Genomic DNA, 24,046 nt, shown 5'->3' with positions numbered 1-24,046 from the left:
ACACCTACCCCTGTCACGGTCAAGAGGAGATCTATGTCCGGCATCGTCATCATCGGCGGCGGTTTCGCGGGCGCGTGGAGCGCCGCCGCGGCCGCCCTGGTCCGCGGTGAGTCCGACCTGGACATCACGCTGGTGGCCCCCAACGAGGACATGGTGCTGCGTCCCCGCCTGCACAGGCTGGTCCCCGATTGGTCCCGCGTTCCGCTGAAGCGCTTCCTGGAGCCTGTCGGGGTCACGCATCTGCGAGCCGAGGTGACCGAGATCGACACAGGCGCCCGCCGCATCACCGCGAACGACCAGGTGCTTTCCTACGACCGGCTCGTGCTCGCGGCGGGCAGCCGCCTCGCCCGCCCGGCGATCCCCGGCTCCGAGCTCCTCTACGACATCGACACCGCCGAGGGGGCGGCGAGGCTGGCCGGCCGGCTGAACGGCATGGACGGGGCCCGGGCCGTCGTCGTCGGCTCGGGGTTCACCGGCCTGGAGATCGCCACCGAACTGGCGGAACGGGGCACCGTGGTGATGATCGAGCGCGCTGACACCGTCGCCCCGGACCTGGGGCCGGGACCCCGTCCCCAGATCGAGGCGGCCCTCGCCGCACTGGACGTCGAGGTCCGGCTCGGCACCACCCTCACGGCCGTGGACGAAACCGGCGCCTACCTCATCGACGGCACCCGCCTGGCAGCGGACGTCGTCGTATGGACGGGCGGCATGCGCGCCAGCCTGCTGACGGCGCAGGTCCCCGGTGAGCGGGATCGGCTGGGCCGCCTCCTGGTCGACCGCCGGCTGCGCGTCGACGGCGAGATCTTCGCCGCCGGGGACGTCGCCGCCGCCCACGCGGACGCCGACCATCACGTTCTGCAGAGCTGCCAGTTCGCCACCCCCATGGGCAAGGCCGCCGGGCACAACGCCGCCGCCGACCTGCTCGATGTCCCCCTTGTGGACTTCGATCCGGACCCGTACGTGACGTGCCTGGACCTCGGCTCCGCCGGCGCTCTCTACACCACTGGCTGGGACCGTCAGGTGCAGCTCGACGGAGCGCAGGCCAAGCAGGTGAAGGACACCATCCTGGACGTCATCCACCCTCCTCTCGACGACGCGGGGGAGATCCTCCGGCAGGCGGGGCAGCAGAGCAACGGTGTGAGCGGCTGAGCCGCGGAGGGGACGGCGTACGGCCCCCCGTCGTTCCCTCCGTCACCCTGCCGCCCGCTCGCCGGCGCCCGGCAAAGACGTCGGCGGCCGCATCCGCCGCTCAGCCGATTCATCCGGTTGGTAAGGAGATGTCTAGCTTAATACCCTGATTTTACTGTGCCGTCCGTTATGGTTAATTTGGTCCAGAAATGGTCCAGGGACATAGAGCTGCGGCAGCCTGCGGAAGACTTCCGAAAACTGGACGCGAGATAATGGACGCGCACATCAGCGGCCCTGTGGGCAGAGAAGAGGAACCGGGCCCTGCGGTCGCCACCGCCGTCGTGGACGACCAAGGGCTGGTGGCGGCTTGGAGTCCCGGGGCCCAGCAGATGCTGGGGTACATCGCCGAAGATGTGCTGGGACGTCCGGCGTCTCTCCTGCTGGCAGACGCTGCTCCGTCCCCGGCTCCGTGGCGTCTGCCCTGCCCCGCTCCCTGGAGCGGAGAGGTTCCGCTGTGGCACAAAGACGGCGGACGGGTCTCGGTGGAACTGCTGGCCTACCCCGGTCACGACAGCCGCGGCAGGACCGAATGGCTTGTCGTGTCCCTCACCACCCCCGGAATTTCCATCGAGGGAATTCCGGGCCTTGGTGACGCACGCCTCCTCGATCTGGCGTTCACCCAGTCCCGCTTCGCCATGGCGATCCATGACCGGGACCTGCGGCTCGTGAGAGTCAACGACCTCATGTGCCGAAGGGTCGACCTCACGCAAGCCGAACTGCACGGGCGCCTTTTGAGCGACGTTCTGCCCGGATACCGCTGGAGGCTGCTGGAGCGGTACTTGCGCCAGGTGCTCGACACGGGGCAGCCCGTGCACAGGGAGACCTACCGGCGGGTCCCCGGAGAGACCCGCGAGCGCAACTGGTCGGTCTTCATCTCCCCGCTCAAGGACCGGGCAGGCCGGACGCAGGCCGTGTGGGTGGGCGTCCTTGACAACACCGAGCAGTACCGCGCTCGGCACCGTCTGACCATGCTGAGCGATGCCAGCACCCGCATCGGCACCACCTTGGACGTCACCAAAACCGCCCAGGAACTGACCGACTTGGTGGTGCCCCAGTTCGCCGAACTCGCCATCGTCGACCTGCTCGAAGCCGTGCTCGTCGGCGACGAACCCGGCCCAGGGCCGCTGAGCGACCAGGTCGCGCTGCGAAGCGTGGCATACAGGTCCACCTTCGGCGACCGGCCCGGGACGAATCCAGACGGACTCGACCTGCGTCACGAACTGTGGCCGCCGGCACGGTGCCTGGCCACCGGCCAGGCGATCCTGATGGACGTCGACGACCCCGAAGTCGTCGCGGCGACCGCTCGCCACCCCGCCTGGGCGGAAGCCATCGGCGAACACCGGCTGCGCTCGGTCCTCTCGGTGCCGGTACGCGCCCGCGGTGTCACTCTCGGCGTCGCCGCCTTCGTCCGGGGTGAGTCCGCGGAGCCCTTCGAGCAGGATGACGTGCTCCTGGCCGAGGAACTCACCGCCCGGGCGGCCGTCTCCATCGACAACGCCCGGCGCTACACCCGCGAGCGCACCACCGCCCTGACACTGCAGCGCAGCCTGCTTCCGCACCGTCTCTGCGAGCAGTCCGCCGTGGAGGCCGCCACCTGCTATCTGCCGGCCAGCTCCCATGTCGGTGTGAGCGGAGACTGGTTCGACGTCATCCCACTGTCCAGTGCACGGGTCGCCCTGGTCGTCGGTGATGTCGTCGGCCACGGCATCCACGCCTCCGCCACCATGGGGCGGTTGCGGACCGCCGTGCGCACCCTCGCCGACATCGACTCCTCTCCCGACGAACTCCTCACCCGTCTCGACGATCTCGTCAGCCGGTTCTCCGCCGAGACGGCCACCGACGATTACGACGAGGCGGAGAACGAAGTGGGCGCCACTTGCCTCTATGCCGTCTACGACCCCGTCTCCCGCCGATGCACCTTCGCGCGCGCCGGCCACCCGCCACCCGCACTCATCGCACCCGACGGCTCGGTCGACTTCCTCGACCTGCCCGCAGGACCGCCTCTGGGCGTCGGTGGCCTGCCTTTCGAGAGCACCGAGGTCGAACTGCCGGAGGACAGCATCCTGGCCTTCTACACCGACGGCCTCGTCGAGTCCCGCGATCACGACATCGATGTCGGACTCGAACGCCTGCGGCTGGCCCTGACCGGTCAGTCATCGTCCTTGGCCGAGACCTGCGACAGCGTCTTCAAGGCCGCCCTGCCGCCCTGCCCCGTGGACGACGCCGCGCTCCTCGTTGTCCGCACCAACGTCCTGGACGCGGACCGGTTCGCCTGCTGGGATCTGCCGGCCGACCCGGCCGTCGTCGCCGAAACCCGCAACCTGGTGGCTGAGCGGCTCACGCGCTGGGGTCTCGACGAGGCCATCTACGTCACCGAGCTCATCGTCAGCGAACTCGTGACCAACGCCATCCGCTACGCCAAGGGACCGATCCAACTGCGCATCATCCGCGACCGGACGCTCATCTGCGAGGTCTCCGACGGCACCAGCACCGCACCGCACCTGCGCCGTGCCCGCCTTCTCGACGAGGGAGGACGCGGCCTCCTCCTCGTCGCACAGCTCACCCAGCGCTGGGGGACCCGCCACACTCCCCACGGCAAGACCATCTGGACCGAGCAACCTCTCACCGGAACCGACTTCAGTGGTCTTCTGGATCACTTCGACGATCTGGAGTGAGGCCGTCGGGCGGCCCGGGTGGGCCTCGCCGATCCGAACGCCTCAAGCATCAGCGCTTTCATCGGCCAGGTCGCGCTCCAGTGCTTCGGCCGCCGTGCGCAGCGTGGCGACCAGATGGGGGAGCCGTTCCTTCTCGTAGCGTGCGCTGGGCATCGACAGAGAGAGGCCGGCAACGGCCTCGCCGTCCTGTGCTCGCACGGGGACGCCGACCGCGACGACGCCGCGCTCGGAGCGGCCCTCGTTGAGGGCGAATCCGTTGCGGCGTACCCGTGCCAGGTCCGCTTGCAGGGAGTCGAGGTCCGGCGGGTCGCCGGGCCGCTGATCGTAGCGGTCGGGGGAGTACAGGGCCGCCAACCGGTCGGGCGGCAGTTCGGCGAGGAGCAGCAGGCCGCCGGTCGTGCGGTGCGCGGGGAAGACCATGCCCTCGCGGGATCCGACCCGCAGGGCCTGCTGTGACTCGACGCTGGCGATGAAGCGTGCGGTGTCGCCGGTGCGGACGGTGAGGTTGGCGGACTCGTCGAGCAGTTCGGCCAGCCTGTGCAGATGCGGCAGCGCGGCGGCCCGCAGCCTGGCCGCGGTCGACTGGGAGTGGGCGGCGAGCTCCAGCACGGGGCCGACGCGGTAGGCGCGGTCGGAATCGCGGACCGCGAAGTCCCGGTAGACGAGCATGGCGAGCAGTCGGTGCGCCGTCGAGTTCGCGACGCCGAGCCGCCGCGCGACCTCGGAGACGGTGAGGGGGCCTTCGAGTTGCAGCATCGTCGCGATGCGCAGGGCGTTGTCGACGCTCGTGACGGCGTACGGAGGCGGTTCCTTGAGCGGCTTGTCCACCCGGTCCCCGATTCTGTAGAACAGAATTTCCTTTTCCTCAGAGAGTACAGGCAGCACGATTGCCGGCATGACCAGCACCTCTGCCGACGCTCTGGCGGGCTCTCCCGTGAAGCTGCGGGCCGTTGACGCGCCAGGCCAGCCGGACGTCACTCCCGAGCTCGAAGATCTCTACCGCGGTTTCGAGAGCGAACTCCTCGTCCCGCTGTGGACCGAGATCGGCGGTCTGATGCCGGTCCACCCGCGGTCCAGCGCCACCGGGCATGTGTGGAGGTGGGACCGGCTGGTCCGGCTGGCCGAGCTGGCCGGCCGGCTCGTTCCGGTCGGGCGCGGGGGCGAGCGCCGGGCGATCGCGCTGGCCAACCCGGGACTGGGCGGCCGCCCGTTCGCCACCCCGACGCTGTGGGCGGCGATCCAGTACCTGATGCCGGGGGAGGACGCGCCCGAGCACCGCCACACCCAGCACGCCTTCCGGTTCGTCGTGGAGGGCTCCGGCGTGTGGACGGTCGTCGGCGGCGACCCGGTGCCGATGAACCGGGGCGACTTCCTCCCGCAGGCCGGCTGGAACTGGCATGCCCACCACAACGCCACCGATCGTCCGATGGCCTGGATCGACGGCCTCGACATCCCGTTCCAGTACCTGACCGAGGCGCAGTTCTTCGAGTCCGGACGCGACGAGATCTCCGAGGACGAGCGCACCACGCCCGAGCGGTCCCGCTCGGAGCGGCTGTGGGGCCATCCCGGGCTGCGTCCGGTCGGCGTCGGTCACACCACCCCGGGCTCGCCGCTGCTGTCCTACAAGTGGGAGTACACCGACCGTGCCCTGGCCGACCAGTTGGCGCTGGAGAAGGAGGGGTTCGCGGCCACGGTGGAACCGGGCCACGCGGCCGTCCGGTACGGCAATCCCGTCGACGGCGCGGACGTGCTGCCCACCGTGCGCGCCGAGTTCCACCGGGTGGCGCGGGGCGCGGCGACGGCGCCGGTCCGTGAGACCGGCTCCAGCGTCTACCAGGTCTTCGACGGCTCCGGCACGGTGACGGTCGGCGACCGGGCCTGGTCGGTGACGCGCGGAGACCTGTTCGCCGTCCCCTCGTGGGAGCCGTTCTCGGTGCGGTCCGAGGCCGGGTCGTCCGACTCCGACTCCGGGGCCCTGGACCTGTTCCGCTTCTGCGACGCGCCCGTCTTCGAGGCGCTCAAACTCAACCGATTCGCCAAGGACGCCTGATGAAGCTCTGCACCATCCGCACCGTCGATGGCACCCGCGCCGCCCGACTCGACGACGGCAAGCTCGTCGACCTCGGATTCAGCGACCTGGGCGCCCTGCTCGCCGAGCCGGACTGGCGGGCCAGGGCGGCGTCCGGCGCGGGGACGGCCTACGACGTGGAGGGCGCCGACTTCGCCCCCCTCGTGCCGCGTCCTTCGAAAGTGATCTGCGTCGGGCACAACTACACCGGTCACATCAAGGAGATGGGCCGGGAGCTTCCGGCGTACCCGACGCTGTTCCCCAAGTTCGCCGACTCCCTGATCGGCGCGCATGACGACATCGTCAAGCCGGCCGAGACCGACGCCCTGGACTGGGAGGTGGAACTGGCCGTCGTCATCGGCCGGGAGGTCCGCCGCGCCGGTGACGCCCAGGCCGAGGCGGCGATCGCCGGGTTCACCGTCATGAACGACGTCTCCGTGCGCGACTGGCAGTTCCGCACGATCGAGTGGACCCAGGGCAAGATCTGGGACTCCTCGACTCCCGTCGGCCCCTACCTGGTCACCCCCGACGAGGTCGGCGGCGTTCGCCCCGCCCTGGGCGTCAGGGCCGTCGTGGACGGCAGGGTGATGCAGTCCGACGACACCGGCACGCTGCTGTTCGACCCCGTCTCCCTGGTCAGGTACATCTCCACGATCGTCCGGCTCCGGCCCGGCGACCTGGTCGCCACCGGCACCCCCGCCGGCGTCGGCCACGCCCGCGACCCGAAGGTGTACCTGACCGGCGGCGAGACGGTGGTGACCGAGATCGACGGCCTCGGCGCCTGCGCCAACCGCATCGTCAGGGACGTTTGATGGCCCGCTCCTTCTCCGACGCCCTCCGCTGGACGCAGGAAGGCACCGAGCTGTTCCTCGCCGCCGCGGGCGGCCTGACCGAGCCCGCCTACGACACGGCGAGCCTGCTGCCCGGCTGGACCCGCAGGCATCTGGTCGCCCACGTCGCGGCGAACGCGGACGCGCTCGGCAACCTGGTGCACTGGGCGGCCACCGGGGACGTGACGCCGATGTACGCCTCGCCCGAAGACCGGGCGGCCGGGATCGAGCGCGGCCCTCGGATGAGCGGTCCGGAGCTGACCGGCTGGCTGACCCGCTCCTGCGCGTCGCTGCGGACGGCGATGGACGCGCTGACCGGGCGACAGTGGCAGAGCGAGGTGGTCACGGCGCAGGGCCGCACCGTGCCCGCCACCGAAGTCCCCTGGCTGCGGTCGCGCGAGCTCTTCGTCCATGCCGTCGACATGGACCGCGGTGTCTCCTTCGCCGATCTGCCGGGCGACTTCCTGCGTGCCCTCGTCGTCGACATCGCCGCCAAGCGGGAACTGGACGCTTCGAGGCTGCCGGACGGGCCGCTGCCCGAGGCGGCCGCCTGGCTGGCCGGGCGGCCCCACGCCCTCACCGGCCATCCGCGACTCGGCCCCTGGCTCTGACGCCCGCGAGAAGGAAGAGACCATGACCAACCCTGATGTGCTCGTCGTCGGCGGCGGGATCGGCGGGCTGGGGGCCGCCTACGCGCTGGCCCGCCGCGGCCTCGCGGTCCGCGTGCTCGAACAGGCCGCCGCCTTCGGCGAGGTCGGCGCGGGAATCCAGCTCGCCCCCAACTGCACCCGTATCCTCGACGACTACGGCCTGCTGGAGGAGGCGGCCGCCCTCGGCGTCCTGCCCGACGCGATGATCATGCGCGACGCCGTCGACGGCTCGGAGCTGACCCGGCTCGACCTGCGCGACCTGGAGCGGCGCTACGGCCATCCCTACCTGGTCATCCACCGCAGCGACCTGCACGCCATGCTGCTGCGCGCCTGCGAGCGCGCGGGCGTCGACCTGCGGACCTCGCAGCGGGCGGTCGCCTACGCCAACACAGCCGAGGGCGTTCGCGTGACACTCGCCGACGGCCGCGAAGAGGAGGCGCGGGTCGCCATCGCGGCCGACGGGCTGCATTCGGTGGCGCGCAGGATGCTCTCGGACGACCGGCCGGTCTCGTCGGCCTACGTCGCCTACCGCGGCACCACCCCGACCGCGAGCGGCCGGGGAGCGGAGGTCGACCTGTCCGAGGTCGTCGTGTACGTCGGCCCCGGCTGCCACTTCGTCCACTACGGGCTGCGCGGCGGCGGACTGCTCAACCAGGTCGCCGTGTTCGAGTCGCCCAAGGCGCGCGCCGGCGAGGAGGACTGGGGCACGCCCGACGAGCTGGACGCGGCCTTCGAGCAGACCTGTGACTTCGTCCGCGAAGGGCTGCCCCACATGTGGCGCGACCGGTGGTGGCGGATGTACGACCGCGACCCGCTCATGACCTGGGTGGACGGGGGCATCGCGCTGCTCGGCGATGCCGCTCACCCCCCGCTGCAGTACATCGCCCAGGGCGCGATCATGGCGATCGAGGACGGCTGGGTGCTCGGCGAACACGTCGCCCGCAATCTCGCCCAGGACGGGACGGTGGACTGGCCGGCCGTCCTTGCGGCCTACCAGGCCGTCCGGCCCGAGCACTGCCGCCGCGTGCTGACCGCCTCGCGTGCCTGGGGCGAGTTGTGGCACCTCGACGGGACGTCCCGGCGGCGCCGCAACGTCCTGCTGCGGGAGCGCTCCACCGGCGACTACTCGTTCGTGGACTGGCTCTACGGGGCGACCGCGCTGGAGCCCTCCGAGGAGCCGCCGATGTTCACCCCGGTGCCCCTGGCATCGGCGGAGGCGGACACGCTCACGGAGACCGGCGGCGTCAAACGGTCGTGAGCGGGACGAGCAGCCGATCGGAGGCGACCGGCTCCCGGAGGACCTGCCCGGTGACCCGGCGGGTCCTCCAAGACGGCAGGTGGCCCAGGCGGCCTAGGAAGGCCCCTTGTGGGCGCAGCCCGCGGTCGAACGGCCAGAGACACCGGCGAGCACCAGGCGGAGCTCCGCCAGCGAATCGTGCAGCGCGGCATGCTGGTCCGTGGCGTGCGCGATGTCCAGGGCGCTTTCGCACATCCCGCCGTACAGCAGTGAGGTGGCGGGATCCAGCGGCCGTTCGGAGATGCACCCGGCATCGACCGCGATGGCCAGGCCGCGCCGCATCTGGTCCTTGCATCCCGCCTGGATGTCGCGCATGGCCGACCAGCCGAGCGCGCCCGGCGCCTCCAGCAGGGTGATGCGGCGGACGGCGGGTTCCAGGGACGCCTCCAGCATGGCGCGGCAGCCCGCGAACATCCCGTCCCAAGGATCTCGCTGGGCCTGGAACGCCCTCCGGACGTCTGCCGCGAGCTTCTTCTGCTCGGCGGCGTAGACCTCGCGGAAGATGTGCTCCTTGTTGCTGAAGTGGTGATAGAAGGCGCCACGCGTCACCTTGGCCCTGGCGCAGATCGCGTCCAGAGTGGTGACGGAGAAACCGTCATCGATGAAGAGCTCACGAGCCGCCGCGACCAAGGCGCCCGTGGTCGCCCTGGTGCGCTCCTGCTGACTCCGGCGCGCACTTGTGTTCGTTGCCACCCGCGTATCCTCCCGACCTGGACCGAGAATAGAGGAACCCACGCGGTGCCGGTGTCTCGGATGCGCCGCGGCCCTCGTCCTCACACGTCGAGCAGGGGCACGACATGGGCTGCGAACCGCTCCAGCGCCGCGTGGTGGTCGTCGGCGGCAAGGCGTATGACGAGGTGCCGGGCCCCTGCTCCGATGTAGCGGTTCAGCCAGGTGGCGGCACCCGCAGGAGGGCCGGCGAACATGGCCTGGATCTTCTCCACCATCTCCAGCGGTGCGTTGTAGTAACGCTCGATGCTCTTGCGCAGGAGCTTGCGTGCCCGCTGGGGATCGTCGTCAAGGCAGACTGTCGCGTACAGGGCGGCGGTGACCGGACGGGGCGCCAGGCCATGGACGGCCGCCCGCTCGCGCGCGTAGTCGGCGACGTCGGGCGGATAGGGCAACCAGCCGTCGCCCAGGTGCGCCACCCGCCGCAGGGAGGATTCGCCGCTTCCCGCCAGCCAGATCGGCGGCCCTCCCGGACGCGCCGGAGAGGGTGCGATGGTGACCTCGCGGAAGTCGAAATGCCGGCCGGTGAACGACACGCCCTTGCCGCTCCACAACCGCCGCATCACCTCGATCGACTCCTCGAGACGGCTGAAGCGGGTCCGGAAGGGGACGCCGATCGCGTCGAACTGCGCCTCGGTGCCGTGGGTGGGGAAGCCGGCGCCCATCCCGACGATCAGCCGTCCGCCGGCGAGCCGGTCCAGGGTGGCGAGCTGGTGCGCCATCAGGATCGGATGCCGGAGCGCGGGCAGCATCATCGCGGTGCCGAGCGTGAGCCGGGGCGCGGCGACGGTGACGGCGGACATAAGGAGCAGGGGATCGGCGCGGGGCCGGGTGAGGGGGCTGTCACCGGTCCAGACGGAATCGAACCCGAGGGCGTCGGCGTGCCGGGCATGCTCGATCAGCCCGGCCAGGTCGTCGTCATCGCCCGCGGCCCGGTCGCGGGTCGGCAGCAGGTAACCGATCTTCACCTCGGCCACGTCGCACCTTTCGTCATGAGGTCTCGTTCATGTAGGGGATCGCCGGCCCGGCATCGCGGTCAGGAGCCGCACGCGTCCTGCAGGAGGACGTCCGCCAGGTCGCGCGGTGCGGTGACCATGGCGTCGTGGCCGACGTCCAGAACGGTGGCCGCCCAGCCGTGCTCCTCGGCGAGCCGGACGAACGGCATGGGACCACCGGGAGTGCAGAGGATCGCGCGGCACGGGATCGCGTCGACGGCCCCGGACAACCGGGTCGGCTCGGAGAACGTTCGCCGCGGATGAGGCGTCAGCTTCGATTCCAGCCATGCGACCTGGTCCGGTTCCGTTACGCCGACGGTGGCCGCGGGGGCGGGCGGGACCAGGCCGTCGACGGTGGCCGATTCGACCCAGGCGCGGAAGAACGCGGGGGCCAGGTCGTCCAGCGACTCCCCGTCCCGGCCCGCCCAGGCGTCGACCATGGTGATGCGGGTGACCCGTTCCGGGATGCGGTCGGCGGCCTCGCGCACGACGAGACCGGCGTAGCTGTGCCCGACGAGCACGACGTCCCGGAGATCCTCGTACTCCAGCAGGCCCAGGAGGTCGTCCGCGTGCGTCCGCAGGCCGATCTCGGGTCCCGCCAGGTGGGCGCGCTCACCGAGGCCGGTCAGCGTCGGGGTGTGGACCTCGTGCCCGGCCTCCCGCAACCGCGCGGCCACGCGGCGCCAGCACCAGCCGCCGTGCCAAGCACCATGTACCAGCACATACGTCGTCATCGCGCCGCCTTCTTCTCACGCTCGCGCCAGGCGGCGAACTTCGCCGCCGCGTCCTCGGTGGACAGTCCTAGCTGCTCGCACATCTGATGGAAGTCGAAAAAGAACCGCTCATGTGCGATAAGCCCGTCCCGCACGGTCCAGTGACAGGCGAACGGCAGTGCGAAGGACCTGCCCGTGGGTTCGATCCCCACCAGGCTCGCCTTCATCGTGGCCCGGACCGTCCCGGCGCCGACGGCCAGCTCACCGGCCTCGACCAGGTACTCCAGCTCCACGCCGTAGTCGGGGAAGGTGCGCAGGAACGCGGTGTTCTGCCGGGCGACCTCGTCCCAGCCGGTCGCGACGGCCCGGAAGGCGATCGTCTCGAAGACGACGTCCGGGTGACAGAACCGCATCGCCGCCGGGATGTCCGCACGGCTCTTCGCCTGTGCGTAGGCCCGTACGACCGCGGTCGGGGTGAGGTGTTCCTCTGACATCTCCGCGTCTCCTCGTCTCACGCGGGCTCACCGACGGCGAGCACGATCTTGCCTGTGGTGTGGCCGTCGGCGATGCGGTCGTGTGCCGCGGCTGCCTGCGCCAGCGGAAACACCGCGTCGACGTGCACCTTGAGCCGCCCGTCGGCGACGAGCTCGGCCAGCGCGCCGAGCCCCGCACCGTCGGGGTCCACGAGGTAGTCCACGGCGCGCACGCCGAGCTCGCCGGCACGCTCGTGCAGCCCCGGGGTCCAGGCCGCCTGGCCGCTGACCAGGACGCCCCCGGGCCGCAGGCACTCCAGCGCCGCGAGCCCCGCCCGGCCGCCGAACATCTGGATGACGACGTCCACGTCCCGCACCGCGTCGGACACCTCGGCCGTGGTGTAGTCGATCACTTCGTCCGCGCCCAGTCCGCGGACGAAGGCGTGTTTGGCGGCGCTCGCGGTGCCGGTCACGTGCGCGCCGCACGCCTTGGCGATCTGGACCGCCAGGTGCCCCACGCCTCCGGCCGCACCCGCGACCAGGACCCGCTGTCCGGGCGCGATCGCGGCGACCTCGACGAGCATCTGCCATGCCGTCAGGCCGGCCAGCGGCAGCGCCGCCGCCTCGGTGAAGGCCAAGCCCTCCGGCATACGGGCGAAATGGCGGGCGGGGGCCGTGACGTACTCGGCGTAGCCGCCCGCCGCCCGGGGAAACCACGGCATTCCGAACACCCGGTCGCCCGGCTGGAACCGGGGCGTGCCGTAGCCGGTCTCCACCACCTCCCCGGCCACGTCCCAGCCGTTGATGAACGGCAGGTCGAGCACCCGGTTGTACGCCTGCCCGCGGCGTGTGTAGACGTCCACCGGATTGACCCCGGCCGCCCGGACCTTGACCAGCACTTCGCCGAAGACCGGTGCCGGTTTCGCCACCTCGACCAGCGCCAGGGGCTCGGTGTCTCCCCACGCCGATTGCTGTATCGCCTGCATGAGCGTCCTTCCAGAAGATCGCTCAGGCAGAATACATACATACACAATGTTTGTAAATCGACGTACGCCGTCCGCCAGGCGAATGGGCCTCCGGTCCCCGGCACCGCGCCCTGCCGCCCCGCTGGAAGGCGGCAGGCCGGCCAGCGGGTGTGAACCTACTCATCCGCCGCGAGAAGCGCTCATCCGTATGGCTCTGCCAGCTGTCAGTGGTAGAAGCCCTCAATCGGGGTGCGGGCCTCATCGAACAGAGCCGGACCCTCCTGAGGCACCTGCGGCCAGCCGCCGCCCGGCTTGAGCGTGGACAGCTGTTCGTTGGACAGTGCGTACACCACGCGCCCGAGCCCGGACCGTTCGATGCCGCCCCTGCACATGTCGCAGGGCTGGCAGCTGGTGTACATGGTGGTGGCCGCCGCGGTGGGCGGGTCCAGCTCGCGGGCCGCCCATCGGGCCAGCTTCAGCTCCGGATGGGCGGAGATGTCGCCGTCGCTGGTGACCGTGTTGTGCTCCTCGGCCAGCACGTCGCCATCCGGCCCCACCAGCAGCGATCCGAAGGGGGCGTCCCCGCTCGCGCGCGCCTTGACGGCCAGCTCGATGGCCCTGCGCAGAAAGTCCTCGTCTTGAGGTGTCACTGTGGTTCCCCTTGGTTAGTCGAGTTTGTCCAGGTCCAGCGGTCGGCCACGATCTCCAGCGCCTGCCAGGCCCTGTCCGGCGCAAGCGTCTCCGCGGGGTCCTCGTCGAACGGGTCGAGCACGACGGTCTCGGAGCCGAGGAGCCGCAGCTCTTCCAAGTCCTGGAGGACCTGTTCGATGGTGCCCTCGCCGACGCGCCGTTCGGGGCCCGTGACCGGCAGGTCGGTCAGCCGCAGAACGATGCGGGGGACCAGGGCGGGCACCGGCCGTTCCAATGCTTGGGCGATGGCCTTCAACCGGTCCACCGCGCTCCGCAACCATGGCAGGGTCATGCGCAGGGGATGCCATGCATCGCCGAGGCGTACCGCTCGGCGCATGCCCAGGTCGGTGTTCCCACCGACCCAGATCGGTATCGGCCCGCTTTGGTAGTCGTCCTCGTCCGCCCAGGCGGTGCGCATCGCCCCGAGGTGCTCGTCGGTGAGCCGTCCGCGCTGTTCGAACGGCACCCCGAGCGCGTCGAACTCCTGGCGCGCCCAGCCGACGCCCACGCCGAGCACCAGGCGGCCGCCGCTGAACTGATTGAGGTTCGCCGCCATCCGGGCCACGAGGAGGGGATGCCGGTACGGCACGATGAGCACCGAGGTGCCGAGCGCGACCCGTTCAGTGACGCCGGCCAGCCACGCGAGGGTGGTGAACGGCTCGTAGAACGGAGCCGGATACTGCTCGGCGACGTCGGGCGTCACCACGACGTGGTCGGAGATCGTCAACATGTCGTAACCGAGCGCCTCCACGGTCTGCGCCCAGCGCCGCAGCACGGCCGGAGCCGTCCCCGGCCCGAAGTTCGGAATATTCACTCCAATACGCACAGTAGAACGCTACCCAGTTGATCAGCTGTTTCTGAAGGCGGTGCTCACGGTGCTCGACCGTGGTCGCCGTGAAACCAGCGGTAGATTCGGCAGATGACCGAGGATCTTGACATGACCGACTGGTCGATCCTGGTGGAGATCCAGCAGGACGGCCGCATTCCCCTCACCGAGCTGGGCCGCCGGGTGAATCTCAGCGCCTCGGCGACCACCGAACGCGTCAGGCGGTTGGAGGCACTCGGGGTCATCACCGGGTACCGGGCCGATATCGACCTGGCGAAGGTGGGGTTCACCGTGCTGGCCGTCGTGCGCCTGAAGTACCCCGGCAGCCGGCACGAGCCGCTGCGCCGCCTGCTCGCCGAGCGCATGGAGATCCTCGAATGCCTGCGCACCACCGGCGAGGACTGCTTCACCCTGAAGGTGGCGGCGGGCTCCATGGCCCACCTCGAACGGATCGTCGACGAACTCGCCCAGTTCGGCAGCACCACGACCAGCGTCGTCTACAGCCAGACCCTGCCCTACCGAGGCCCGCGAACCGCCCCCGGTCTTCCGTAGGCGAGCATCATCTCATTCGCGCGGAGAACGGGTCGTCGGGTCCCGACCAGAGCCGCGAGAACAGCTGAGCTCCTTGCGCCCCTCACCGAATCCGCTCGGGCTCACGGAGAGAACGTCCGCCGCCAGTGCTCGGCCGCCTCGATCATGTCCTGCCGGACGTGCTGGAGCCACTGGCTGGTGGCGCGCAGCCGGGCACCGACCGGATTGTCGCCGCCGAACAGCTCGGCGCCCTGGTCGGTGACGTCGGCCCACATGGCCATGCCCTGGATGCTGGCCCGCCACGCCTGGTACCAGACATGGTCGTCGATGAGATAACGCTCGCGGCGGCCCTCCCGCTCACGCCGGAGCAGTCCGCGCTGTTCCAGCCAGGCGACGGCCTTGGAGACCGAGGCGGGGCTGACCTGCAGCCGGGCGGCCAGTTCGGCCGCGGTGAGACTGCCGGTCTCGGTGGTGAACAGGCAGACCACGACCCTGGCCATCATCGCGGGCATGCCGGTCTGGGTGGCCATCGCCGCGAACCGCTCCTCGAACTCACGGCGGGTCTGCAAGTCGCCGGCCCCCGTGGCGGGCGGGGCCGCGGCCGGCGGCGAGACCGGCTTGCGGCGGCGCGCCCGCCACCGGGTCGCCTGCTGGGCGCGGCCGGCCCGGTAGCCGTGCGCCCCACCGTTGCGGGCGACCTCGCGAATCACGGTCGACTTGGGACGGCCGAGCCGCCGCGCGATGTCGGCGTAGCTGAGCCCGTCCGCCAGCCCGGCGGCGAGGCGCTGCCGCTCCTGGTAGGTCAGTCTGCTGCCTGGCACACCATCCTCCGGGAACAGTGACCGTACCGCCTCGATGCATTCGCTCATACCGTCATTGCATCGATCATAGCCCTTTGAGCTGGCCTGACCAGATCTTGATCTTGATGGCTGCCGAAACCCGGCCCTAAGGTCTCGCAAGTCGTGAAGCTCGCTGTGAGGAGTTGCAGATGATCAGGACCCTGCCGACGGAACGCCCGGCCGGCCGGCCGTTCGACCCGCCCAAGGGCCTGGCCGAGCTGCGCGAGCGAAGCCCGTTGAGCCGGCTGGACTACCCGGACGGGCATCAGGGGTGGCTGGTGACCAGCCACGCCCTGGTTCGCCAGGTGCTGGCCGACCCGAGGCTCAGCGTCCGACCCGAGCTGCGGCACATGCCGGTCCCCGGAACCCCCGGCGGCCGGCCCGCCCCGGCCGGGATGTTCAGCGGGATGGACGCGCCGGAGCACACCCGCTACCGGCGCCTGCTCACCGGCCAGTTCACCGTCCGCCGGATGCGGCAGCTCACCGACCGGGTCCAGCAGATCACCGACGAGCACCTGGACGCCATGGCCGAGCACGGCGGTCCGGCGGACCTGGTGACGGCGCTGGCGCAGCCCGTCCCCGCGCAGGTGATCTGCGAGCTGCTCGGCGTTCCGTACGCGGACCGCGCCCGCTTCCAGCAGGACGCCTTGGCTCTGTTCCGCCTGGACAACTCGCAGGAGGAGATGGCGGCGGCCTACCAGGCAGTGCACGGGTACATCCAGGAACTGGTGGCGGTCAAACGCGCCGCACCCACCGACGACCTGCTGAGCGGCCTGACCGAGAGCGACCTCACTGACGAGGAACTGGTCAACATCGGCTTCACGCTGCTGGGCGCCGGGCTGGACACCACCACCAACATGCTTGCGCTCGGCGCCTACGCCTTGCTCACGCATCCCGACCAACTGGCCGCCCTGCGTTCGGACCCGGGCATCGCCGACCGCGCGGTGGAGGAACTGCTGCGGTACCTGAGCATCATCCCGTTCACCGTCCGCACCGCCCTGGAGGACGTGGAACTGCGTAACGAGGTGATCAAGGCCGGGCAGACGGTGACCGTCTCGGTGCCGGCGGCGAACCGGGACCCCGCGCATTTCGCGGACCCCGACACGCTCGACCTGCTCCGGAAGACCGGCGGGCACGTGGCCTTCGGGCATGGCGTGCACCAGTGCCTCGGCCAGCAGCTCGCCCGGGTCGAGTTGCAGGTCGCGCTGCCGGCGCTGGTCACCAGGTTCCCCGCGCTGCGCCTCGCGGTTCCGGCGGACGAGGTGGCCATGCGCACCGACATGCTCATCTACGGCGTGCACCAGTTGCCCGTCGTATGGGAGGTGTGATGATGCCGAAGGTCTGCCAGGCCACCGGGGGCCTCGTCCGGGATCGGATTGGTGGCCGCGTGGAAACTGCTGCACGCCGGCCACACCGTGCACGGGGACGCCCGGCGGGCGCGGAGAACGGTCGCCATCCGCGCCGCCATCGAGGCTGAGCAGCCGGAGACCCGCTACTCCGCCGGTTGGCTCGCCGAGAAAAACCTGGCCGTCGACCGAACCCTGTCCGACCGCGAAATCGAAGCGCTCGCCACGCGCCCGATCAACTGACGGAGGCGCTCATGCGCATCACTGTGGACACCGAGCTGTGCACCGGCGCGGGCCAGTGCGCGCTCGCTGCCGCGAACGTTTTCGACCAGCGCGACGATGACGGCATCGTCGTGCTCCGGCAGGCCGAGCCCCCCGCCGGGGACCACGAGGCGGTGCGACAGGCAGTCCTGCTCTGCCCCACACAGGCGATCCGGGCGGAAGAATAATGCGCGAGCTGGGCCGAGTCGGCCTCGTGGGGTCTCGGCAGCCGCGCTGACCGGTGTAGGTGGTCCGTCCCCCCGGGTCCGGCCCGCGGCCCACTCCGGAGAGACGCCGCTGACCGCCCGAACGTCCAGCTGAGCGCGCACCGGCAACTCGCCAGGTGCGTCATGCCGGATGACAGCGGCGTTGTAGGCACGCCCGACTCGCCGACTGGACACGGTCGCGCCGGCCGGTGGCTCGCTTGTCCGTCGCTCTGACGCCCTCCCACCCGTGACCGCCGAGCATTCACGACGCCTCAGTACGCGATGGCGCCGCAGTACGCGATGGCGCCGCAGTACGCGATGGCGCCGCGCGCTCTTGGAGGAAAGGAGCTGTTGCGGACCAGAACTCGTCCGGCTTGATGCTGTGAATGCGATGCCCGGCGTCCTTGACGGTTACCAATCGGCAGTCGTTGATGCTCCTGCTCATCCGGGCCAGCGCCTCTGGCGGCACATGGCTGCTCGGTCCACCGCTGACAAGCAACGTGGAAGCGGTGATCGCCTTCAGACGTCCCCACCAGCCGGGGTCGGGAGTCCGGAACTGCGCGATGATCGGATCGAACGAGCGCCAGTCGAACGGCAGGGGACTGCTCGGCTCGGTCATGGGAACGGCGGGTTCTCCCGGCGGGTCGTCGGGGGGAGGCGGGGTGTCCTCGACGACCAGGCGCCGGACCCGGCGAGGCTGCCGCTGGGCGACCAGGACGGCGACCGCCCCGCCCATCGAATGGCCGACCAGATCGGCCCGGTCGATCCCTCTGCCATCGAGGAATCCGAGCACGTCGTCACCCATCAGATCGAGCGAGTACGTGCTCGTCCATGTGCTGTCACCGTGTCCGCGCAGGTCCAAGGCGAGGACATGGCGGCCAAGACGGGCCGAAGCCGTTCCAAGTGCCGGTGGCGGACGCGGGACTTCGAGCACGGGAGGCGGCGGCCTGGCTGAGACATCCTGTTCTGGTCCTGCCTGGGACCGCCAGGTCCGGGTCATCCGAGATCCGCCGCGATGTCGACGAAGGGGAGGATCCGCGCACCGACGGCGGCCGCGATGCGGGCTCGAATCCGGGCGGGCGTGTCGGGCGCAGTGCGGCCGCGCTGCGCCGGGCCCTCGGGGCCGGCTTGGGGGTATTTCGACTCTTTGTTGGGCATCCGTTGCCCGCAGTGTGGATAAGGGATGAAGGTGTCCGAAGTCGACTTTTCGGCGATCTTTGAGGCGTCGCCGGTGGCGGTTTCGATCCTGTCGTCCGCTTGGGTCTACGTCGCGGTGAACGGCGCCTATGAGCGACTGACGGGATGGTCGCGGGAGCAGGTGGTCGGCCGGAACCTGTTCGAGGTGTTCCCGGGCGGGGCGTCGGGGCGCAGCGCCGACCAGTTGCGCGCGTCGCTGGAACGGGTGGTGGACACGGCCGAGGTCGACACCATGCCGTTGCAACGCTATGACACCGAGGAGCCGGAACGGCCCGGAGTCTTCCATGAGCGGTACTGGACCATCCTCAACGCCCCGGTGCTGGGGCCGGACGGACGGGTGGCGCTGGTCGTCAACCGGGTGGAGGAGGTGACCGGGTTCATCCAGGGGCTGCGCGAGGCCGACAGCGACATCAAGCCGCAGCAGGCGCTGGCCGCGCGGACACGAGCGATCGAGGCCGAGTTGTTCGTGCGGGCGCGCGAGCTGCAGGAGGTCAACCAACGGCTGCGGCGTGCGCAGAAACGCGAGCGCCGGGCCGCGGTGGCGGCACAGCAGGCGTTGCGGTACCAGCGGCAGGTGGTCGCCGACACCTCCCACGATCTGCGCGGTCCGCTCGCCGGGCTGCGGACGCGTCTGGAGGCCGCCCTCGCCGACCCCGACGCCGATTCCCGCAAGATCCTGCACGCCGCGCTGTACGACGCCGAGCGTATCGGCGACATCGTCGCCGACCTGCTGGAACTGGCACGGCTGGAGGCCAATGCCCCCTTGCGGACACGGGAGGTCGACCTGGCGCACCTCACCCGGACCGAGACCGACCGCCGCACCCAGGGCCTCGGGCCTCCGGACGTCACCGTCTCCGTCACGGTCGAAGCCGGCGTCGTCGTGGACGCCTCGCCCGTCCGGCTGACCCGCCTGCTGAACAACCTGCTCGACAACGCTGAACGCCACGCCCGAACCCACATCGACGTCGCGGTCTTCCAGGAGCACGGGGAGGCGGTGTTGAACGTCACCGACGACGGCCCCGGCATCCCCGCCGACGAACGCGAGAAGGTCTTCGGCCGTTTCTACCGGGGTCGCGACGCCCGCAGTTCCGATCCCGGAGGCACCGGCCTGGGCCTGGCCATCGCCCGCCAGATCGCCCAGAGCCACCACGGCGACCTGCACATCGCCGATCACTCGCCCGGCACCCGGTTCACACTGCGGCTCCCCCTCCACCAGCCGGGCCGCCCCGCCAACGGCCCCGCCAACGGCCCCGCCAACGGCGATGCCCCCAACGGCCGATGAGCGGACGGCCCACGCCTGCGGCTACCGCGGCCGCTCCTCGGCACGGTCCTCCACGGCGTCCAAGACCCTTCCGTGTGGACGCACACGCGGCGCGATTCCTCCATCCGCCACGACTCGGCCCGGCCGCCCCTGCAGTCGAGGTCGGGCAGGCGAGCGCTCACGCACCCTGGCCGACGGTGTGCGCGCCCTCCAGAAACGAGGCGATCTTGGTTGCGCCGGTGCGTTCCAACCAGGTGTCGAAGTCCATCGCGGCGGGGTGGATGCGCCGGGTGGCGGCGATATCCGTGCGGTAGCCGAGTTCGTTGAGCCATTGGTTGGCGTAGGCGAAGTCCTCGCTGACGTTCCGGATCGTTTCGAGCGGGATCTGGACGTAAGGCAGCGAGATCCCCAGCGCCGTTCCGATGGCCTCGGCGACCTGGACCGGGGTGAGCTCTTCGGCGGCTAGGGAGACCGCCCGGCCGATCCACTCCTGCGGCTTGGCGAAGGCCGACGCGGCGATGGCGCCGACGTCGTCCACGGCGATGAGCTGCTGGACGGTGTCCGGTGCGACTCCGCTGGCCAGGGTGCCGTTCCGCAGCGCATAGCCGCCGGTGAAGTTCTCCATGAAGGAGACCGGTCGCAGGATCGTCGCGGGAAGGCCGAGGTCGGCGATGTGCTGCTCGATCCGCCACTTGCCGACCAGGTTCACCGGTACCTTCTCGCTGAGATGGCGGTCCGCGCCGGCGACCGAGGTGAACACCAGGTGTCCGACGGCGGCGGCCCGCGCGGCTTCGGCGACGTTCACGCCCCAGCGCACCTCGTCCTCGGTGGTGAAGTCCGGGGCGGTGCCCGGCGAGCCGACCGTGGGCTGCACGCTGAACAGCCCCCACGCGCCCTCGGCCGCGGCGGTCAGGGAGGCGACGTCCTCCATCCGCGCCCGCACGACCTGCGCACCGGCCCGCTCCAGCGCCCGGGCAGGGGCCGCGTCCGGATCCCGAGTGAGGGCCCGCACCCGCCAGCCGTCGCGCAGCAAGTGACGTGTCACGGCCCCTCCCTGCGACCCGGTCGCTCCCACCACCGCGACGGTCTTGTTCGTCGGTGCCACTGTCTCTCCTCGCGTGAAGTCGCGGAAGGGCACCCGCCCCATAAGTGGGGTGTCCCTCCAGTTAGCGTCCGCTACGATATGGGGGACCACCCCGTTTAGCAAGCAGTCAGGAGCCGCACATGCCGCAGGACGCCGACACGCCGCCCGGGCAGCAGCTGCGTGCCGACGCCCGCCGCAACATCGGCCGGATCGTGGCCGCCGCGGAGGCCCTCATCGCCGAGCGCGGCGCCGAGGCGTCTCTGGAGGAGATCGCCCGGCGTGCCGGAGTCGGCTCCGCCACCCTGCACCGGCACTTCCCCACGCGTTGGGCACTCCTGGAAGCGGTCTTCAGAGACCGAGTCGCGGCACTCTGCGCCCAGGCCGAGGCCCTGGCCACCACCGCTGACCCGGGAGAAGCCCTGTTCACCTGGCTCCGCGCCGTCGGCGCCCACGCCGCGGCCAACCGCGGCCTGAGCGCCTCACTGACGCGCGACGGCGGCGACCCGACGCTCGGCGGCACCTGCCACGAAATGATCGTCAACGCGGGCGAGCGACTTCTCACCCGCGCGCGGGCGGCCGACGCCGTACGCCCGGAGATCACCATCGTCCATCTCCTGAAACTCGTCGGCGCCATCTCCCTGGCCAGCGAGCGCGAAGCCGACGGACCCTCCGAAGCAGACCACCTGCTGGCGATCGCCATCGACGGAGTCCGTCCGCGCTGAACACGGCCCGCGAACGCGCGTTTGTCCGAGGTCGGTCCACCGCGCATCCGAAGAGTCATTCGACCGAAGTCCTCGATCACTGGAGCTGTCATGACCCGAAGAGCCGCCGGGGAGGTCGGCGCGGGCGGCATCGAACAACGCCTCTCGACGCAGCGCCCGCCTGTGGTTCGCCCCGGCGCGACAATTCTTTTACGGCAGTCGAGACCACGCCGACGTAGAAGACGACTTCCCGAACGACGCCCCTAAAACAGGGCGACCGGCTGAACCACGCTGCACAGACGAGAGCAAGGAACCTCACCCGTGTACCAAGTTCCGTGTCACCAGGTCGAAAGGCCGCTCATCGACCAGGCGCTCACCGACATCGAGGATCGGACCTTCGCGCGTTGGCACAGGATGCGCTGGGGTCACGAATACGCTTTCGAAGCGTTCGCGGAGACCTGCGATGAACTCCTGGACCATGTCGCGGCCTGCGCCTGGTTCGACCCTGCGCTTTCGGGACCTCTGGCGCGCGCCGCCCTGCGGAACGCGGCGGAGTGCGCGGCGGCGGTCCTTGACCGCAAGCTCTGGCCCAACGGCGATTTCGAGGTCGACTTCCCCGTTCTGACCGCTCGGTATGGCACCACGAAGCTCACCAGCCCCGAAACGTCCTACTCCATGGACGAGCCACAGACGCCGCCGGTCGCCGAGTGGGTCCGGTCGTTCGCGCTTTGCCTGATCAGCAGCGCCTTCGAGGTGCCGTGGCGTCGAAACCTGGTCCTCAAGTTCGACGTCGCGCCCGAGATCCACGGCTCGCCCACCGAACCCGCGGCCGCGCTGGCCGAGATGGACGCGCTGGCCGACTACCTCGTCGACGGCGACCAACCCCCGCTGGTCGTCAAACCCGACCGCCAGGCACGCGTCCGCGCCGCGCTCCGGCTGGACGCGGCCCGGCCGCTGACTCCCGACCAGCACCTGTTGCGGGTGCTGCTCGACGACGACCAGTCCGCTTTCGAACAAGCTCTGGCCGACCGCCTCGACCGCTACCGCGAGGACATCGGCGACGATCCCGCACCCCGGACCCTGCTGCCGCTCACCGCCATCGCACTGGCGAACCTGGCCGTTCTCGCCCACGGATGGCGCCTGGGCGTCCGCTCCGGCTACCTGCCCGAAGGACTGCTCCCCGAGCCCCCCACTGACGGACCGCCTGCGACAGAGCCGGTGGACGCCACTGGCGGGCACAGCCTGCCCGACGTCGACGACCGGCTGCACGATCTCTACGAGCACCTCACCGGCATCCAGCAGCGGGCGCTGCGGATGATCCCCCTCAACCCCGGACCCCAGATCTCCACCGCCGCCCTCTCCGCCCTGACAGGCCTGCCCGCCGCCGAAGCCCTGGCCACGGCGGAGGCCCTGGCCCGGATGTCCCTCGTGGAGGTGGGGCAGCCGTACGGGTGGTGGCGTCTGCGCGACCCGGTGCGCACTTTCGTCACCGCCCTCGGACCAGCTGAAGCCGGGGAGCACGACGGCGCGCTCGCACGGTTGCTCGGGCACTACCGGGCCGGCGCGGTCGACGCCGGCCATCAGCTCCACCCCACCACCCGCGATCGCAAGCGGATGTTCACCGGACGAGGCGACGCGCTGGTCTGGCTGGACGTCGAACTGCCCAACCTCATCGCCGCGGCGGGAACGGCCGCCGAGACCGGCCATCCCGACGTCACCCGCCACATCGCCCTGGCTTTGGCCGAGTACCTGGATCTGCGACACCGCACCGCCGACACACTTCAGCTGTCCACTCTGGCCCTGCGTGCCGCGCGGCAGACCGGAGATCAGTCCGCCCAAGCCGACGCGCTCAACGCGCTCGGCGCCGCGTACCGCCATCTCCAGCGGTTCGAGGAGGCCGTCACCGCGCACACCGACGCCGCCGCCATCTGCCGCCAGAACGACGATCGGCTCGGTGAAGGCCGGGCGCTGAACAACCTCGGCAGCGCCCTGCTCAGCCGGCAACGGTACGAAGAGGCCATCACCGCATACACCGACGCCGCCGCCATCTACCGCCAGGCCGGAGACCGGCACCGCGAAGGCCTGGCTTTGAACAACCTCGGCAGCGCCTTGCGCGACGTGCAGCGGTTCGAGGAAGCGATCACCCTGCTCACCGAAGCCGCCCAGATCTTCCGCCAGGCCGGAGACCGGCGCCGCGAAGCCCTGGCCGTCAACAACCTCGGCAGCGCCCTCAAGCAGACCGGGCGGCTGGACGAAGCGATCACGGCCCACACCGACGCCACAGAGATCTTCCGCCAGGCCGGTGACCGATACGGCGAAGCCACGGCGTGGCACGGGCTGGGCCTGGCCCGGCACACGGCGGGCCGGCCGGACGAAGCCGCGGCGGCGATCGAGAAGGCGGCCACCGCTTACCAGGAGACCGGTGACCATCACTGGCACCAGCGCACACTGGCCCTGCTGGACCAGATCAGAGCCCGTTAGCACGACGGGCAGGTGACGCACCAGGACCGGCCCGCAACGA

Annotated in this window: 24 protein-coding genes; 13 read left to right on the top strand and 11 right to left on the bottom strand. The window is 70.7% G+C overall.

Annotated features, from left to right (window positions below; all coding sequences use genetic code 11):
* The first annotated feature begins 33 nt into the window (after positions 1-33).
* Together CHC11_RS11825 and CHC11_RS11820 are read left to right on the top strand one after the other, a co-directional pair.
* On the top strand, positions 34-1,149 hold the full coding sequence (locus tag CHC11_RS11825; protein ID WP_089311743.1) for an NAD(P)/FAD-dependent oxidoreductase: 1,116 nt from the start codon (positions 34-36) through the stop codon (positions 1,147-1,149).
* A gap of 275 nt (positions 1,150-1,424) precedes the next feature.
* Positions 1,425-3,863: a SpoIIE family protein phosphatase gene (locus tag CHC11_RS11820; RefSeq protein WP_245919115.1), complete on the top strand. Its 2,439-nt coding sequence runs from the start codon at positions 1,425-1,427 to the stop codon at positions 3,861-3,863.
* A 42-nt stretch (positions 3,864-3,905) separates the two neighbouring features.
* Here the strand turns inward: CHC11_RS11820 and CHC11_RS11815 are convergent, their stop codons facing one another.
* A complete protein-coding gene (locus tag CHC11_RS11815) occupies positions 3,906-4,691 on the bottom strand; it encodes an IclR family transcriptional regulator (protein ID WP_089311741.1) in 786 nt (261 codons plus the stop codon).
* 67 nt (positions 4,692-4,758) lie between these two features.
* Between CHC11_RS11815 and CHC11_RS11810 the strand changes: the two genes are divergently transcribed.
* The 4 genes from CHC11_RS11810 to CHC11_RS11795 are packed head-to-tail and all read left to right on the top strand — an operon-like array spanning position 4,759 to position 8,669.
* The gene (locus CHC11_RS11810) at positions 4,759-5,913 is read left to right on the top strand and encodes a cupin domain-containing protein (RefSeq protein WP_089311740.1); all 1,155 of its coding nucleotides are present in this window, start codon (positions 4,759-4,761) and stop codon (positions 5,911-5,913) included.
* Positions 5,913-6,743, top strand: a complete 831-nt coding sequence (locus CHC11_RS11805; RefSeq protein WP_089311739.1) for a fumarylacetoacetate hydrolase family protein — start codon at positions 5,913-5,915, stop codon at positions 6,741-6,743. The genes CHC11_RS11810 and CHC11_RS11805 overlap by 1 nt, the downstream gene beginning before the upstream one ends.
* Entirely contained in the window at positions 6,743-7,372 is a 630-nt protein-coding gene (locus CHC11_RS11800; protein ID WP_089311738.1) for a maleylpyruvate isomerase family mycothiol-dependent enzyme, read from the top strand. The genes CHC11_RS11805 and CHC11_RS11800 overlap by 1 nt, the downstream gene beginning before the upstream one ends.
* 22 nt (positions 7,373-7,394) lie before the next feature.
* Positions 7,395-8,669: an FAD-dependent monooxygenase gene (locus CHC11_RS11795; RefSeq protein WP_179278801.1), complete on the top strand. Its 1,275-nt coding sequence runs from the start codon at positions 7,395-7,397 to the stop codon at positions 8,667-8,669.
* Between the two features lie 93 nt (positions 8,670-8,762).
* Here CHC11_RS11795 and CHC11_RS11790 read toward each other — a convergent pair whose 3' ends face one another.
* The 7 genes from CHC11_RS11790 to CHC11_RS11760 form a co-directional block, all read right to left on the bottom strand.
* Positions 8,763-9,401 (bottom strand): TetR/AcrR family transcriptional regulator, encoded by a 639-nt coding sequence (locus tag CHC11_RS11790; protein WP_089311737.1) that lies wholly within the window; start codon positions 9,399-9,401, stop codon positions 8,763-8,765.
* A gap of 80 nt (positions 9,402-9,481) precedes the next feature.
* Positions 9,482-10,414, bottom strand: a complete 933-nt coding sequence (locus tag CHC11_RS11785) for an LLM class flavin-dependent oxidoreductase (RefSeq protein ID WP_089311736.1) — start codon at positions 10,412-10,414, stop codon at positions 9,482-9,484.
* A gap of 59 nt (positions 10,415-10,473) precedes the next feature.
* A complete protein-coding gene (locus CHC11_RS11780; protein WP_089311735.1) occupies positions 10,474-11,166 on the bottom strand; it encodes an alpha/beta fold hydrolase in 693 nt (230 codons plus the stop codon).
* Complete coding sequence (locus CHC11_RS11775; protein ID WP_089311734.1) at positions 11,163-11,639, bottom strand: ester cyclase; 477 nt, start codon at positions 11,637-11,639, stop codon at positions 11,163-11,165. The genes CHC11_RS11780 and CHC11_RS11775 overlap by 4 nt, the downstream gene beginning before the upstream one ends.
* A gap of 17 nt (positions 11,640-11,656) precedes the next feature.
* Positions 11,657-12,604, bottom strand: coding sequence for an NADP-dependent oxidoreductase (locus CHC11_RS11770; RefSeq protein ID WP_089311733.1), 948 nt, complete (start codon positions 12,602-12,604; stop codon positions 11,657-11,659).
* Positions 12,605-12,807: 203 nt separating this feature from the next.
* Complete coding sequence (locus tag CHC11_RS11765; protein WP_089311732.1) at positions 12,808-13,233, bottom strand: nucleoside deaminase; 426 nt, start codon at positions 13,231-13,233, stop codon at positions 12,808-12,810.
* Positions 13,230-14,099, bottom strand: coding sequence for an LLM class flavin-dependent oxidoreductase (locus tag CHC11_RS11760; protein ID WP_089311731.1), 870 nt, complete (start codon positions 14,097-14,099; stop codon positions 13,230-13,232). The genes CHC11_RS11765 and CHC11_RS11760 overlap by 4 nt, the downstream gene beginning before the upstream one ends.
* 93 nt (positions 14,100-14,192) lie before the next feature.
* On the opposite strand from CHC11_RS11760, the gene CHC11_RS11755 reads away from it, so the two are divergent.
* Positions 14,193-14,651: an Lrp/AsnC family transcriptional regulator gene (locus CHC11_RS11755; RefSeq protein WP_089311730.1), complete on the top strand. Its 459-nt coding sequence runs from the start codon at positions 14,193-14,195 to the stop codon at positions 14,649-14,651.
* A gap of 101 nt (positions 14,652-14,752) precedes the next feature.
* Here CHC11_RS11755 and CHC11_RS11750 read toward each other — a convergent pair whose 3' ends face one another.
* Positions 14,753-15,451, bottom strand: coding sequence for a helix-turn-helix domain-containing protein (locus tag CHC11_RS11750; protein ID WP_089311729.1), 699 nt, complete (start codon positions 15,449-15,451; stop codon positions 14,753-14,755).
* 167 nt (positions 15,452-15,618) lie between these two features.
* On the opposite strand from CHC11_RS11750, the gene CHC11_RS11745 reads away from it, so the two are divergent.
* The 3 genes from CHC11_RS11745 to CHC11_RS11735 are packed head-to-tail and all read left to right on the top strand — an operon-like array spanning position 15,619 to position 17,264.
* Positions 15,619-16,797 carry a cytochrome P450 gene (locus CHC11_RS11745; protein WP_089311728.1) on the top strand — a complete coding sequence of 393 codons (1,179 nt, stop codon included), beginning with the start codon at positions 15,619-15,621 and terminating at the stop codon, positions 16,795-16,797.
* Positions 16,798-16,848: 51 nt separating this feature from the next.
* Complete coding sequence (locus tag CHC11_RS11740; protein WP_089311727.1) at positions 16,849-17,058, top strand: hypothetical protein; 210 nt, start codon at positions 16,849-16,851, stop codon at positions 17,056-17,058.
* Positions 17,059-17,069: 11 nt separating this feature from the next.
* On the top strand, positions 17,070-17,264 hold the full coding sequence (locus CHC11_RS11735) for a ferredoxin (protein ID WP_089311726.1): 195 nt from the start codon (positions 17,070-17,072) through the stop codon (positions 17,262-17,264).
* Positions 17,265-17,544: 280 nt separating this feature from the next.
* Here the strand turns inward: CHC11_RS11735 and CHC11_RS11730 are convergent, their stop codons facing one another.
* The gene (locus CHC11_RS11730) at positions 17,545-18,282 is read right to left on the bottom strand and encodes an alpha/beta fold hydrolase (RefSeq protein ID WP_089311725.1); all 738 of its coding nucleotides are present in this window, start codon (positions 18,280-18,282) and stop codon (positions 17,545-17,547) included.
* A 183-nt stretch (positions 18,283-18,465) separates the two neighbouring features.
* On the opposite strand from CHC11_RS11730, the gene CHC11_RS11725 reads away from it, so the two are divergent.
* Positions 18,466-19,761: a sensor histidine kinase gene (locus CHC11_RS11725; protein WP_089311724.1), complete on the top strand. Its 1,296-nt coding sequence runs from the start codon at positions 18,466-18,468 to the stop codon at positions 19,759-19,761.
* Between the two features lie 157 nt (positions 19,762-19,918).
* Here the strand turns inward: CHC11_RS11725 and CHC11_RS11720 are convergent, their stop codons facing one another.
* Positions 19,919-20,887 (bottom strand): NmrA/HSCARG family protein, encoded by a 969-nt coding sequence (locus tag CHC11_RS11720; RefSeq protein WP_218826035.1) that lies wholly within the window; start codon positions 20,885-20,887, stop codon positions 19,919-19,921.
* Positions 20,888-20,964: 77 nt separating this feature from the next.
* Between CHC11_RS11720 and CHC11_RS11715 the strand changes: the two genes are divergently transcribed.
* Positions 20,965-21,546 (top strand): TetR/AcrR family transcriptional regulator, encoded by a 582-nt coding sequence (locus CHC11_RS11715; protein ID WP_089311722.1) that lies wholly within the window; start codon positions 20,965-20,967, stop codon positions 21,544-21,546.
* A gap of 300 nt (positions 21,547-21,846) precedes the next feature.
* Positions 21,847-24,006 (top strand): Imm49 family immunity protein, encoded by a 2,160-nt coding sequence (locus tag CHC11_RS11710; protein WP_089311721.1) that lies wholly within the window; start codon positions 21,847-21,849, stop codon positions 24,004-24,006.
* The last annotated feature ends 40 nt before the right edge of the window (positions 24,007-24,046 follow it).

This window comes from Actinomadura mexicana, from assembly GCF_900188105.1.
Taxonomy (GTDB): Bacteria; Actinomycetota; Actinomycetes; order Streptosporangiales; family Streptosporangiaceae; genus Spirillospora; species Spirillospora mexicana.
The sequence above is the reverse complement of the archived record's forward strand: the minus strand, read 5'-3'. Positions and strand labels throughout refer to the sequence as shown.

Bases quoted from the DNA above. Each gene is read 5' to 3' on its own strand.
- CHC11_RS11825 (WP_089311743.1), top strand. From the start codon at position 34: ATGTCCGGCATCGTCATCATCGGCGGCGGTTTCGCGGGCGCGTGGAGC.
- CHC11_RS11810 (WP_089311740.1), top strand. From the start codon at position 4,759: ATGACCAGCACCTCTGCCGACGCTCTGGCGGGCTCTCCCGTGAAGCTG.
- CHC11_RS11805 (WP_089311739.1), top strand. From the start codon at position 5,913: ATGAAGCTCTGCACCATCCGCACCGTCGATGGCACCCGCGCCGCCCGA.
- CHC11_RS11800 (WP_089311738.1), top strand. From the start codon at position 6,743: ATGGCCCGCTCCTTCTCCGACGCCCTCCGCTGGACGCAGGAAGGCACC.
- CHC11_RS11795 (WP_179278801.1), top strand. From the start codon at position 7,395: ATGACCAACCCTGATGTGCTCGTCGTCGGCGGCGGGATCGGCGGGCTG.
- CHC11_RS11780 (WP_089311735.1), bottom strand. From the start codon at position 11,166: ATGACGACGTATGTGCTGGTACATGGTGCTTGGCACGGCGGCTGGTGC.
- CHC11_RS11775 (WP_089311734.1), bottom strand. From the start codon at position 11,639: ATGTCAGAGGAACACCTCACCCCGACCGCGGTCGTACGGGCCTACGCA.
- CHC11_RS11770 (WP_089311733.1), bottom strand. From the start codon at position 12,604: ATGCAGGCGATACAGCAATCGGCGTGGGGAGACACCGAGCCCCTGGCG.
- CHC11_RS11755 (WP_089311730.1), top strand. From the start codon at position 14,193: ATGACCGAGGATCTTGACATGACCGACTGGTCGATCCTGGTGGAGATC.
- CHC11_RS11745 (WP_089311728.1), top strand. From the start codon at position 15,619: ATGATCAGGACCCTGCCGACGGAACGCCCGGCCGGCCGGCCGTTCGAC.
- CHC11_RS11735 (WP_089311726.1), top strand. From the start codon at position 17,070: ATGCGCATCACTGTGGACACCGAGCTGTGCACCGGCGCGGGCCAGTGC.
- CHC11_RS11730 (WP_089311725.1), bottom strand. From the start codon at position 18,282: ATGACCCGGACCTGGCGGTCCCAGGCAGGACCAGAACAGGATGTCTCA.
- CHC11_RS11725 (WP_089311724.1), top strand. From the start codon at position 18,466: ATGAAGGTGTCCGAAGTCGACTTTTCGGCGATCTTTGAGGCGTCGCCG.
- CHC11_RS11720 (WP_218826035.1), bottom strand. From the start codon at position 20,887: ATGGGGCGGGTGCCCTTCCGCGACTTCACGCGAGGAGAGACAGTGGCA.
- CHC11_RS11715 (WP_089311722.1), top strand. From the start codon at position 20,965: ATGCCGCAGGACGCCGACACGCCGCCCGGGCAGCAGCTGCGTGCCGAC.